The sequence below is a fragment of the Algibacter sp. Ld11 genome, assembly GCF_045066735.1.
GTDB lineage: Bacteria > Bacteroidota > Bacteroidia > Flavobacteriales > Flavobacteriaceae > Algibacter.
This window is the reverse complement of the sequence record NZ_JBISHH010000009.1, coordinates 181,942-194,725: the sequence shown is the minus strand read 5'-3', so window position 1 is coordinate 194,725 and position 12,784 is coordinate 181,942. Positions and strand designations below refer to the sequence as shown.

General features: G+C 34.0%; 9 protein-coding genes. 1 reads left to right on the top strand and 8 read right to left on the bottom strand.

The genetic code is table 11. The annotated features are described in order from the left end of the window. Window positions 1-16 precede the first annotated feature (16 nt). The 7 genes from ACJJV4_RS05340 to ACJJV4_RS05310 all read right to left on the bottom strand — a co-directional run bounded on the left by ACJJV4_RS05340 (window position 17) and on the right by ACJJV4_RS05310 (window position 8,114). Window positions 17-1,888, bottom strand: a complete 1,872-nt coding sequence (locus ACJJV4_RS05340) for a B12-binding domain-containing radical SAM protein (protein ID WP_405292434.1) — start codon at window positions 1,886-1,888, stop codon at window positions 17-19. Window positions 1,889-1,940: 52 nt separating this feature from the next. Further along, complete coding sequence (locus ACJJV4_RS05335; RefSeq protein WP_405292433.1) at window positions 1,941-3,083, bottom strand: fibrinogen-like YCDxxxxGGGW domain-containing protein; 1,143 nt, start codon at window positions 3,081-3,083, stop codon at window positions 1,941-1,943. A gap of 198 nt (window positions 3,084-3,281) precedes the next feature. Continuing rightward, the gene (locus ACJJV4_RS05330) at window positions 3,282-3,962 is read right to left on the bottom strand and encodes a Lipl32 family lipoprotein (protein WP_405292432.1); all 681 of its coding nucleotides are present in this window, start codon (window positions 3,960-3,962) and stop codon (window positions 3,282-3,284) included. Window positions 3,963-4,008: 46 nt separating this feature from the next. Then, window positions 4,009-4,626 (bottom strand): SIMPL domain-containing protein, encoded by a 618-nt coding sequence (locus ACJJV4_RS05325; RefSeq protein ID WP_405292431.1) that lies wholly within the window; start codon window positions 4,624-4,626, stop codon window positions 4,009-4,011. 26 nt (window positions 4,627-4,652) lie between these two features. Continuing rightward, window positions 4,653-5,072 (bottom strand): hypothetical protein, encoded by a 420-nt coding sequence (locus tag ACJJV4_RS05320; RefSeq protein WP_405292430.1) that lies wholly within the window; start codon window positions 5,070-5,072, stop codon window positions 4,653-4,655. A gap of 300 nt (window positions 5,073-5,372) precedes the next feature. Then, entirely contained in the window at window positions 5,373-6,017 is a 645-nt protein-coding gene (locus ACJJV4_RS05315) for a response regulator (RefSeq protein ID WP_405292429.1), read from the bottom strand. 6 nt (window positions 6,018-6,023) lie between these two features. After that, window positions 6,024-8,114 carry an ATP-binding protein gene (locus ACJJV4_RS05310; RefSeq protein ID WP_405292428.1) on the bottom strand — a complete coding sequence of 697 codons (2,091 nt, stop codon included), beginning with the start codon at window positions 8,112-8,114 and terminating at the stop codon, window positions 6,024-6,026. A 252-nt stretch (window positions 8,115-8,366) separates the two neighbouring features. Between ACJJV4_RS05310 and ACJJV4_RS05305 the strand changes: the two genes are divergently transcribed. Beyond that, window positions 8,367-10,685 (top strand): DNA topoisomerase 3, encoded by a 2,319-nt coding sequence (locus ACJJV4_RS05305; protein WP_405292427.1) that lies wholly within the window; start codon window positions 8,367-8,369, stop codon window positions 10,683-10,685. A gap of 128 nt (window positions 10,686-10,813) precedes the next feature. Here ACJJV4_RS05305 and ACJJV4_RS05300 read toward each other — a convergent pair whose 3' ends face one another. Continuing rightward, window positions 10,814-12,670, bottom strand: coding sequence for a M1 family metallopeptidase (locus ACJJV4_RS05300; protein ID WP_405292426.1), 1,857 nt, complete (start codon window positions 12,668-12,670; stop codon window positions 10,814-10,816). Window positions 12,671-12,784 lie beyond the last annotated feature (114 nt).

Below are 12,784 nucleotides of genomic sequence, written 5' to 3'. Positions count from 1 at the left end.
TTAGGGAAACGCCCAATTATTTTACAGCTAATTCAGCTAAAAAACTTTCTATTAATCCTTTGGGGTGGCTTGTTTGTGGTATGGCAAAATCGAACCAATTTTGTAAGTTGTCTTGTAGTCCGGCATTGTTTAAATAGTTGTGCAATGCGAGGTTTAGACCTTTGGTGTATTTTGGATGATTGGCACCTTGTTCATCTTTATGATATAAATCGTTTTGTGCAAAACCTTCGAAAGTAGGACCTGTTATTTCTATGCCAAAGGCTTCTGGGTTTTGACCAATTGGGCTGTGTATTGTTGTTGTAAATTGGTGCCAAAAAGCGGATTGTATACAGTTTCTTTCGAATAATTGCCTTACAACTTCAAGAGAGTCGATGGTTTCTTGTTCAGTTTGGGTTGGAAATCCATACATCAGGTAAGCGTGAACCATGATGTTATTTTGTGAGAAATGATGGGTTACTCGTGTAACTTGAGCAATATCTACGCCTTTTTTCATTTTGGAAAGTAGACGGTCCGAGGCGACCTCTAGTCCGCCGGTTACGGCTATGCAACCCGATTGTGCCATGATTTGGCATAAATCAAAATCGAATGTTTTTTCGAATCTAATGTTTGTCCACCACGTAATTTTTAGCTTACGTTCTATAAGCTCTTTTGATAGGGCTCGCAACATTTTTGGTGGTGCAGCTTCGTCTACAAAATGGAAGCCTGTAATGCCGGTATCTTTTATTATTTTTTCAATTTTATTAACTAAATCTACTGCAGTTGTGTTTTGGTAGTTGCCAATATAATCTAAACTTACATCGCAAAAGGAGCATTGTTTCCAGTAGCAGCCGTGAGAAATGGTTAGTTTATTCCATCGCGCATCGGTCCACATGCGGTGCATAGGGTTTACTACATCTAAAAACGAAATGTATTTATTAAACGGCAATCCGGAGTAATTGGGTGCGGGTAAGTTTTTGTGATGATAAATTGTATTGGGAGTTTTATTTTTATAAACCACCTTATTGTTTTCTAAAACAAAGGTGCGTTCTAGTTGGTCTATATCAATATTGCCATCCAGGTAATTTACCATTTTTAACAAAGGACCTTCGCCATCATCGAGAGAGATAAAATCGACAAATTCAAAAATTCTAGGATCTTCTAAGGAGCGTAATTCGGTGTTGCAATAGCCTCCGCCAAAAGCCACGTAAATATGAGGGAAAAGTTGTTTTATAAATTGAGCACAGCGTAAGGCGGCGAATAAATTTCCCGGGAATGGAATAGTAAAACATACTAAATTTGGATTTTGACCTTCAATTTGAGCGACCAAAATGTCGAGCATTTTTTCTTCAATAATTGTTGGCTGATAACTTAAGAACTCATCCAGTTGATTAAAACTACTTGCTGAGGTCGCTATTTGTTCGGCATATTTGGTGAATGCAAAAAACTCGTCGACGTTGGCTTGTATAAAATCTCCTATTTCTTCAATAAAAAGAGTGGCGTAATGCTTGGCTTTATCTATAATACCTATATCGCCAACTGCCCATTCAATTTGGGTATTAACATGTTTTAAGCGATGACCCAGTGGTAAAAAATTAGCTCTTATTATTTTATGCGCTGTTTCGATATCGTGCTTTTGAAGGAATGCAATAACGGTATCTACTCTAGATATGTAGAGCGATTTCATTTTACGAACTTCAGGGTAATTATCATTGTCTAAAGCTTTCGCCTCTTCAAAAATAGTTCTCAAAAAATCGCTTTTAAAAACAGCTGTAAATAGTTCTATGCTTAAATCGTAATGTGGTACAGATATATCGTGTACTTCCAAGAAGCCCTTAAGATAGGCTGTTGCTGGATATGCCGTGTTTAATTGTGTAAACGGTGGTGTTATAAAAAGGACTTTGGCTCGCATGCTGCAAAGATAACCTTCTTACAAAAGAAATAACAACGTGTAAATATAATATTTATCGAATAAATAATTGAACTTGATTGACAGCTGAACTGTTCGCAGGAATGCCACCATTCCATGTATTTACGCTACCTATAGAGTAAAACCAACTACCACTATTTACGGATCCATCTAAGTACGTGCTCCCTCCAGACAGCTCTAAACCTCCCCAAAAGCTCTGGGTCATGTCAATGTTAATAGCTGTGTAACCAGTTACTGGCCTCGTTGCCGAAGCACTCGTTCTTGGGTCGAAGGTTTGGCTCCAATGATTTCTTAAACCTAATGTTGGATAATATATTCTAAACTCGTAGGCTGCAGCGTTTTTAATTTCGTCTAGTTTACTTAAAATAGAATATTTATTAGTGGTTAAACCTGGAGATGCGACGTTAAATTCACTGGCTTCTGCATCATTTGCCCAGTAACCTCCAGCTGTATTATGATTGAATACTAAGGTCCATCCTCCACCGTCATTGGTCATGTCGCAATAACAATCGTAGGCTGGAGTAGGGCCATTCCCATCTGGATCTATAGTGTAAATACCATCACTTGTAGCGCCAGCATTTAGATAAGCTAAGCAATTAGCTAATATTGGCGATACTGTAACATTGATATTGCAGGTGTCTCCTTTTTCTAAATAAGTAATAGTAAAGTTATCTGTTTGTTCGGATATAGGAGTTCCAGATCCGTTTAATGTGATGGTATTTAACCCTATGGCATTAAATACTCCAGATGCAGAAAAACTATAGCCATTTACCGTATTTGTAGTAATGGTATAAGCTTCTATAGAGTTAACAAGAACATCTACAGTAATAGTATTTGTTACGTTCAACGGTGAGCCCATAGCATAACCACCATTTGCCGCGGGAGAACTACATTGTAAAGAATTATTTGGAGACTCTCCTAAACATCCAGACCAAGTTGTGCCTTTGTAATATTGAAAACAGTTGCTGTCTAGATTGTAAATAAACAAACCTTCTACAGGAGATGCTATGGCATTTCTTTCTGCAGAGGTCATTCTCGGAAGTAAAACACCTTGTGTTTTAGAATTGATTTCTAGTATGGATGATGGGTCTGGTGTTGTTGTTCCGATGCCTACTTGAGAAAAAATAGGGCTATAGGTAAATAGGCATATTAGCAATGCCAGAGGGATTTTTTTCATTATGTCGTGTTCTTAGGGGTTACTAAAATAGATGAAAAAAATTAAAAGTAAAGACTTGTTTGTATTTTATTTTATTGCAGGCTATTAGCTTTATGGGGCGGTTTTTATTTGCTGTGTTCCGAGGGTTCACAAAAAAAGCATCTCATTATTCTATAATGAGATGCTCGTTATAACTAAAAGGATGTCTATAATATTGTGTTATAGTCCTTTTTTTAGTTCCTCTATAGTTTTAGCCATAACAACACCAGGTAATTTTACTGGAGCTGCAACTTCTGCTAAAAATGTTCCTTTAACTTCACCTGTTTTGTAAGTAGTAAAACCAATTCTGTATAAACCAGCGGTTAAAGCTTTGGTTGGGCTTCCAACTTCACTTTTGTATCTTAATAAAGAGTTATAGCTGCTTCCACTAGGTTGCTTAGGCATTTCGCTACTGTCATCATTACTAGCAAGCCTTGTCCAAGTTGCATTTTTAGCAGCATCTACAGTAATATCTTCTTTTTTGAAAATAGTAGAACGCTCTAAAGTAATGTAAGTATCGAAATAATCGCTAGAAGATGCATTTTCTGTGTAAGCCGCCGATTCTATGGCATCTTTAATTTTTGTTTTAGCTACAGGAGACAACATTCTAACTCCTAATTCTGGAGCAACAGCAGGAACCCATAAATAAATGTAGTAGAATTTTTTACCGTCTACAACTTCATCTTCATTTCCTGCAGAAGCATATCCTAAATAAGATATAACATCTGTGTAAGGTACTTTAATTGTTTTTGGCCCTATTTTCTTTTCAATAGAACTTCCAAACTTTTTTAATTTTTGTGCTTCTGCGTTAAATATTGCACAGAAAGCAAATATTGATAATGCTGCTAATTTAATTCTCATGTTTTTTTTTAATTGAAATTTGTTAATAATAGACATCCTTATATTTTTATTTAAGTTCGAAAGTTACAGTAACGCTATGTGGTTGTAAACTTGTAGTACCGTAACTTTGTATATACTGCGTGTTTGTGTTTAAATCTGAAATACTTACTATTTCTCCAATAGTTTTGTTTATCTGTTTAGAAATAAGTTCTGCTTTTTTTCTAGCATTTTCAATAGCTTTTGTTGAAAGTTCTGAAAGTTCTTGATTGGTTAGCTTTTTAGGTTCTACTTCGCTACTGGCAATTGATGCACCTGAAGATTTTAAATTTATTATTTTTCTAGCTTCATCTTTATTTGTTGTTCGTAAATAGTAATATGCCGCTTCTCTGCTTTGCCCGTAAGACATAGCGAGCTCGTAGTAGGTATTTCTTTTGAACCTGCTAAAATCTATTCCTATTTCGTCTAATTTTTTTATGTAATTACGTTTTACGTCTTCTAATGATGTGGCTTCCACTTCCACTTGGCCGTCGTAAACCATTATTTGTTGTAAGGCGATTATAACGGTGTAATTTTGGTCTGCTATTCTTTTTTCTGTTTCTCCAAGAACTTCAATAGTGTTGTTTTGTTCTTGCGAAACTAATGGAATTGTAAAGAATAAGGCTACTAAATAAATGAGTTTTTTCATGATAATAAAAATTAATTTTTAGCTTTTTAGAAGAATAATATTGAAGCCACTATCATCCAGGCTCCTACAAATAAACCAACAATACCAAGCTTACCTTGTTTAGGTGCTAATTTCTCTCTAAGTGCTACTGCTTTTTCTTTTGCAGCTTCATTTTTTGATAAAACAAACTTGTTAATTAAGCTAAATCCTAGCATAAAACCTAAAACAGCTTGTACAAGACTTCCTGCTAATAATGTTGCCCACCAGATTGGGAATGTTGTAATCCAACCTAAATTTAAAATTGAAAAAATAATACCCCAAACCCCATAAAAACATAAAATAAGTCCAATCCAACCTTGGTAAGGCTCTATTTTTTCTAAAAGTTCTTTTGCATTGGGTTTCTTTGAAAGCAGTAGAGAAGGTACTGCGATAATACTTAATAAAATTAGTGTAATTCCGAAAGTCATAATTTTGATTTTTATTTGTTTTTTTAATAAGCATGCTAAGCTTTGTTTGAGTTTAACTCACCATGTGTCTTATTTTCTTGTACAAAAGTATAGTAATAGGTATCCTAGAATAACCCCGTATTAAGTGAAAATGAATACCCTGAAAACAGGGTGTTTTGTTTTATTTAGCTCATAATCAGTTTCTTATTTTTTTTTCGGGTATCAATTTTTTTATGTGAAAAGCCAAAATGTAGCGTTTAGAAATAAAAAAAGACTCTTTAAAAAGAGCCTTGGAGTTGTAGTGGTAAAAAAGTTTTCTAGTTAAGATGAGACGTAACCTTTTTTTATAGCGTATTTAGTAAGGCCAGCAAGGTTTCTAACATTTAGTTTAGTAATTAAGTTTTTTCTGTAACTTTCTATTGTGTGTTTGCTTAAAAAAAGTTTGTCTGCAATTTCTTGAGTTGTAAATTCTTCTGCAATTAAGGAGATAACTTCAACCTCTCGCTTTGTTAGTTTAATTTCTTTTTCTTTGTTTTTTTCAAACTTATTTTGAAGGTAAATATCTTTGATTTCTTTTGCGAAATATTTTTCTCCTCCTAAAATAGTTGCAATAGCTTTTAGAAATTCTTCTTTCTGTGCGTTTTTTTGCAGGTACCCGTCTACATTACTTTCAATTAAATCATCAATAATTTCAGGAGTGTTATGCATGCTTACCACTAGAGTTTTTATACTTCTATGGTTTTCTTTTATCCATTTGTTTAAAGCGATGCCATCTACATCGGGCATGGTTACATCGGTAATAACCAAATCGATTTGTTCTTCGGTATTTATTGATATGTATTTTTGAACGTGGCCACCATGCTTAGCTGTAAATAGAATATTGTAATTACTTTCTGTTTTTAGAATACTTGATAAGCCATCTAAAAACATTTTATGGTCGTCGGCAATAATAAGGTTATGCTTCATTTATTTTTATTCTAAGGGGATTTCTATATTAATACTTGTACCTCTGTTTATTTTTGAGTCAATATGTAAGGTGCCATGGTAATCTTTTACTCGGTTTTTAATATTGGTAAGGCCAATACCAAGTGTTGTTACAGAGGTGTCAAAGCCTTTGCCGTTATCTTCATAAACAAAAAATATACATGCGTTAAGTAAATCTAGTTGAATGTCTATAGTGTCGGCTTCGGCGTATTTAAGAGTATTGGTTGTGAGTTCTTGGCAAATAGAAAATAATTCGTTTTGAAGTATTTTATTGAGGCTGTTTATTTTTTCTTCATCATAAAAATTAATATTAATTTTTACGTTACTCGCGTCTTGTACTGTTTTTATATATTCTGTAATTAAAGATACAAAATCGTTTTCTCTAATTTTTTTCGGCAATAAATTATGCGATAGGTTTCTAACTTGCTCATAAGTATCATCGAGTTGACTGTAAATTAATTGTACTTTATCTGGATGGTTCGTGAGCTGACTGAATTGTAATTTTATAGCCGCTAGATTCCCGCCAATACTATCGTGCATTTCTTGAGCAATCTTTTTTCGTTCTAAATCTTGCCCTCTAATAGAAGCTTTTATAATTTTTATTTCCTGATCTTTTTTTAATGAATTAACCCGTTGTGTATTAACCTCTTTTTCTTTTAAGTTCAGCAAACTCTGGGCTTGTAGTTTTTGGTAGTAAATAACCAATAGGCCAATAGTGGGCACTAGTAAAATGAAAAAGGCTCCTAACACAATGTATTTAATGGTTTTTTCTCGATCTAACTCTAAGGCTTTTAATTGCTCTTTTTCTTTTAATAAAGCTATTTCGTTTTTACGTTTTTCTGCGTGATTTTGTAATTGCAAAACTTCATTTTCATTTTGTTTGGTAATAATAGCTTTCTGAAGTTCGTATTTTTCTATAGCAGCATCTTTGTTCTTAATATTTAGAGTTTTATTTAAGTTTTCTATTTTTAATAATTTTATTGTTTTCTCCTTTTCAAGCGTTTCAAACTTAACTTCCAAGCGGTTAATTTCTTGTTTTGTTTGTAAATTATCTATAGAGTCTTTTAGTTTAGAATATCGCTTACTGTATGTGTAAGCTGTGCTATAATCTTCTTTTCGAGCCGCTAGTTTTTCTAACATCAAATAACTATTCATCTGAATATTTAGTGCGTCAGAATTAATAGCTTTAGTTAAGGTGTTGGCGTAGATTAAAATAGCTTCGTCGTTTCTTTGTTTATTGTAAAATAAGGTTCCTAATTTATCCGATATGATAAGTTCTAAATTTTGAAAATTATTTTCAAGGCTTATTTTTTTAGCTTCACCGTAGGTGTAAATGGCATTGTCAATCTCGTCGTTATTGGCGTAATTGTCTCCTATGTTAATAATAACGTTTATTAAAGCCTGTATTTTACTAGAGTCTTTTTGGCAAATTGCTTTGGCTTTCTGTAAATAAATATTGGATATTTTATATTGTAAAAGCGATGAGTAAATAGAACCTAAATTTATGTAGCTTCCTAAAATAATTTCATCATCATTAGAGTATGTAATGCATTTTTCAAAAAGTTTTTTAGCTTCTTCTGTTTTGTTTAAAGCAATGTAGGTGCTTGCTAATCCGTGTAAATGCGTGTAGTAAAGGTTTGTTTCTTTATGTTTTTCGCTTAATTCGGCACCTTTAATATGCCATTTTTTGCTTTCGTGATATAAGCCTTTATTTTTATTATTAAGAGCGAGTAACTGGTAGGCTAATATGGTTAACCGATTTGCTAAAGAGTCGTTAACAATAGATTTGTGTGAAAGCGCTTGGTTAGTGTAATAAATAGAAGAATCTACCGCGGTATAATTGTTATGGTAATAAGCAAGCAATAAATTGGTGTTTGCGATAGCTTTATTGGTTTTAAAAGTATGTAATAAAACATGTGCTTTATTATAAGCCTTTTTTGTAGAACCAGAATTAAAATAGTGATATATAGAGTCTACTTGCTTATCTTCTAGTTCGCTAGATATGTGTGTTTGTGCTACACAAATAGTGCAATAGCATGAAAATAAATATGCAATTATGTTTTGTAACTTAAAAGGCATTTGCAAATGTAGGCTTTGTGGCAAGCATTAATATCCCTGAATTCAGTGATTTGATGTATTCAAAGAGCGAGGGTGTTTTACTATAAATATTTAACTTTAAAACAATTAAGGTTTTGCAGTATGGTTTAACGCTGTAAATTTAAATATAATATCTTTCTTAGTCATTTAAATTCGTTAATAACTCGTTATAAAAGGCGGTTTAAGTAAGTTGTAAAATCCTTATTTTGCACCTTCTATTTTAAAGCCGAATAAGTGAAAGTCTGTATAGCCGAAAAACCAAGTGTTGCCCGCGAAATTGCTACCGTTCTAGGAGCAAATACTAAACGCGATGGCTATTACGAAGGTAATGGTTATGCAGTAACATACACCTTTGGGCATTTATGCACGCTTAAAGAACCTAACGATTATAAACCCTATTGGAAAAGCTGGGATTTGAATAATCTACCTATGTTGCCAGAAAAATTTGAAACTAAAGTGGTTGCGAATGATGGTATACAGAAGCAATTTAGAATTGTAAAAAGTCTATTTGATAAAGCCGATGTGGTTATAAATTGCGGGGATGCCGGGCAAGAAGGAGAACTTATACAGCGTTGGGTAATGAACGAGGCTGAATATAAAGGCAAAGTAGAACGTTTATGGATATCCTCATTAACAACGGAAGCCATAAAAGAAGGTTTTCAGAATTTAAAACCCTCTGAAGATTATGATAATTTATACTACGCAGGATTTTCTAGAGCTATAGGTGATTGGCTTTTGGGAATGAATGCAACAAGATTATACACTGTAAAACATGGTGGGTATAAACAAGTATTGTCTGTTGGACGTGTGCAAACACCAACATTAGCGATGGTTGTTGGGCGGTTTAAAGATATTGAAAACTTCAAGCCGCAACCGTATTGGGAATTACAAACGCTGTATCGCGAAACGCTTTTTAGTTATGAAGAAGGCCGTTTTCTTAAAAAGGAAGATGGTGAATCTATGGCGAACAAGGTAAAGGAGAGTGAATTTGAAATACAATCTACCACAAAAAAGAAAGGTAAAGAATACGCGCCAAAACTCTTCGATTTAACAGGGCTTCAGGTTTATTGTAATACGAAGTTTGGGTTTTCTGCAGATGAAACTTTAAAAATTGTTCAGAAATTATACGAACAAAAAGTAGTTACTTACCCAAGAGTAGATACCACCTTTTTACCAAACGATGTGTATCCCAAAGTAGCTGGAATACTTCAGAAACTTACAAATTACTCAACCCTAACACAACCGCTTTTAGGAAAGAAAATAAAGAAATCAACGAGAGTTTTTAATGATAAAAAAGTAACCGATCACCACGCTATTATTCCAACGGGAATTCAAATTAATTTGCAATACAATCAGCAGCAAGTGTACGATATTATCGTAAAGCGCTTTATAGCTGTTTTTTATGATGATTGTACGGTTTCTAATACCACAGTTTTAGGAAATGCAGCTCATGTTGTTTTTAAAACCACAGGAAAAGAAATTTTACAAAAAGGTTGGCGTGTTGTTTTTGAAAATCCCAATGCAAAAGAAAAAGAGTCTGGTATTTTACCAACCTTTGTAAAAGGTGAAAAAGGACCACACGAACCCTCGTTTTTAGAAAAGGAAACCAAGCCGCCAAATCAGTTTACGGAAGCAACATTATTACGTGCTATGGAAACTGCAGGTAAGCAGGTAGACGATGAGGAGTTGCGAGATTTAATGAAAGAAAACGGTATTGGAAGACCATCTACACGAGCCAATATTATTGAAACACTCTTTAAGAGAAAATATATAAAACGTAACAAAAAACAAGTATTACCAACGGTTACAGGTGTTTTGTTGATAGATACTATACAAAATGAACTATTGAAATCTGCCGAACTCACTGGGTCTTGGGAGAAACAATTAAAAGATATTGAAAAAGGTACATATAGTGCTGGTGCGTTTATAAAAAACATGAAGCGCATGGTCGATGCCTTGGTTTACGAGGTAAGAAGCGAAACTAAGCGTGCTAATATTTCTCAGGCCAACGTGGTTAAAAATAGAGAGGCAAAAGCAACGGTTAAAAAGCAAGCCGGAATTATGGCAGAGGTTTGCCCGAAGTGTAAAAAAGGACAACTTTTAAGAGGGAAAACAGCTTACGGTTGTAGTGCTTATAAAGATGGTTGTAAGTTCGTGTTGCCTTTTAGTTTTGGCGATAAAAAAATATCAGAAAAACAATTTATTCGATTACTTCAAAAAGGGTCGACAGTAAATTTAAAAGGCTTTAAAACTGAATCTGGAACCGTGGAGGGTTTACTTCGTTTTGATGATGATTTTAAATTGAAACTGGAACCAAAAGTTAAGGTTGAAGCTAAACCAAAACCAAATGCGCCTACTCAAGAAAGTGCCGATAAATTAACCTGCCCAAAATGTAACACAGGTACGGTTATAAAAGGAAAATCGGCCTATGGTTGTACCGCTTATAAATCGGGATGTGATTTTAAAATGACATTCGATACTGTTAAATCTAAAATTAACGGACAAAAACCAACCAAAGAACTTGTTTATAAAATACTAAAAGGGGAAGTGTAATATCTTTTCCATGCATTGTTGTTATGTCTGCGTACAAGAAGATATGATGCGAGTTTTCAAATTCATAGTTATGCGATACCTCCTAACATCTCTATAATGAAAGTCTTTTGAATTTTAAATTAGTTTATTTATTTCGCATTAAATTCTAACATATCATCAATAGTATTAGTGGTAACCGAATGATAATTTTCACGCGCTTTTTTGTAAATAGCTAGTGCTTCAGCTGTTTTGTTATTTCTTTTAAAAGCCTTGTAAATAGTTGATACATACCAACGGCGTCCAACTTGAGTTAAAAACGTTTCAATCCTTTCATCTACATTATTGCCGTGGTAATTATGGTTTATAGCTTGCTCGTACCAAACCATAGCAATATACGAGTTGTTAGAATTTGTTAGGTTGAAGGTTTTGTCTAGTGTTTCCATTTGCTTAACCGACATGTTTTCTGGAAAATTACGAACAAAATGTACCCATTCTTGCGGTGTCCAAGTAGTTGTTATTGCTGTGTCTATCGAATTCGTTTTAACAAAATTTCTAACTATATCTTCAACCTTTTCAAATTTGTCTGAAACAATAATAGCTTGATTTTCTGGAATACCTGGTTGGTAAATCCATTTTTCCGTGTTAAACGTTATCCCATTTTTTTCTAACAAGTTTTCATTTAGATATTTAATGAATTTTTCAGTATTGGTAGTTGAAAACGCGTGAGATTCAAAATAGTTTTTTAAGAAAGCATCAAATTTTTCACGGCTTACAGTTTCTTCCAACGTTCTTAAAAACAGATACCCTTTATCGTAAGCAATACTATTCATGCCATCATCTGGATTTCTTCCTTCTAAATGCAGTTTCAATTTGGTATCTTCTGGTGTATCTTTAAAACCTTCAAGTTCTTCTTCTAAATCTTGTCTGCCAATTCTAGCCAGCATATTAGCGCGATCTTTTCCGTAAAGGGCTTCCATAATACGCATTTCAAAGTAAACGGTAAAACCTTCGTTAAGCCAAAAATCATCCCAAGTGGCATTGGTAACTAAGTTCCCAGACCACGAATGCGCCAACTCGTGAGCAATAAGTGATGTTAAACTTTTGTCGCCTGCAATTACAGTGGGTGTAGCAAAAGTTAAACGCGGGTTTTCCATGCCTCCAAAAGGGAAACTAGGAGGCAAAACAATAACATCGAATTGCTCCCAAGCATAAGTTCCGTAAAGTTTTTCTGCGGAAGCCACCATGTTTTCCATGTCCGAAAATTCAAAGTGCGCTTTGTCTAGCATCGATTTTTCGGCATAAACACCTGTACGGTTGCTAATAGGTTTATAAGCAATATCTCCAACGGCGAGTGCTATTAAATAAGGTGAAATAGGTTGTGCCATTTTAAAATTGTAAACACCATCTTGTGTTTTTGTTTTTGGATTTTCGGCACTCATAACTGCCATAAGTTCGGCCGGAACTGTAACTTTAGCGTTGTATGTTAATCTAATTTGTGGACTATCTTGTATCGGGATCCAAGTACGTGTTAAAATAGCTTGACCTTGTGTAAATAAAAAAGGTTGTTCTTTATCGGCTGTTTGTTGAGGTTTTAGCCATTGTAAAGCTTCTGTTCTATCAGTGGTTTTGTAGAATACGGTAACGCGTTTGGTATCTTTTTTAATTGAAATACTTAAAGGGATTCCTAGTGTTTTATCGAAGTTACCGATAGCGAAATTTGTGTCTTCCCCATCAGCTTGCACGTTTTCAATATCTAAATATTTGGAGTCAAGAATAATTTCCGAGGCATCGTTATTATTAATAAGGTAAGATGCTGTTCCAGAAATAATTTCGGTAGCAAAATCAACTTTAATATCTAAATCTAAATGAGTAATTACAGCCTCATTTGGTTTTGCGAAAGAGTGTGGCTCTTCAATATAAATCATTAAAGGAGTTTGTTTTGTTGTGTCGTTGCAGCTTGAAAGTAATAAAAGCGTACAGCTAAGAACAGAAACTAGGATTCTCATATAAAATTGAAATAGTTTGAATGTAAGAACGAAGTTAGTCGTTTTTGTTATAAAATCCATAAATAAATGAAGGACGAATAAATAAAACGTACATTCGCACTTTAATAATTCGAG

Excerpts from the sequence above, each read along its gene's own strand:
- ACJJV4_RS05340 (WP_405292434.1), bottom strand. The coding sequence starts at position 1,888 with ATGCGAGCCAAAGTCCTTTTTATAACACCACCGTTTACACAATTAAAC.
- ACJJV4_RS05335 (WP_405292433.1), bottom strand. The coding sequence starts at position 3,083 with ATGAAAAAAATCCCTCTGGCATTGCTAATATGCCTATTTACCTATAGC.
- ACJJV4_RS05330 (WP_405292432.1), bottom strand. The coding sequence starts at position 3,962 with ATGAGAATTAAATTAGCAGCATTATCAATATTTGCTTTCTGTGCAATA.
- ACJJV4_RS05325 (WP_405292431.1), bottom strand. The coding sequence starts at position 4,626 with ATGAAAAAACTCATTTATTTAGTAGCCTTATTCTTTACAATTCCATTA.
- ACJJV4_RS05320 (WP_405292430.1), bottom strand. The coding sequence starts at position 5,072 with ATGACTTTCGGAATTACACTAATTTTATTAAGTATTATCGCAGTACCT.
- ACJJV4_RS05315 (WP_405292429.1), bottom strand. The coding sequence starts at position 6,017 with ATGAAGCATAACCTTATTATTGCCGACGACCATAAAATGTTTTTAGAT.
- ACJJV4_RS05310 (WP_405292428.1), bottom strand. The coding sequence starts at position 8,114 with ATGCCTTTTAAGTTACAAAACATAATTGCATATTTATTTTCATGCTAT.
- ACJJV4_RS05300 (WP_405292426.1), bottom strand. The coding sequence starts at position 12,670 with ATGAGAATCCTAGTTTCTGTTCTTAGCTGTACGCTTTTATTACTTTCA.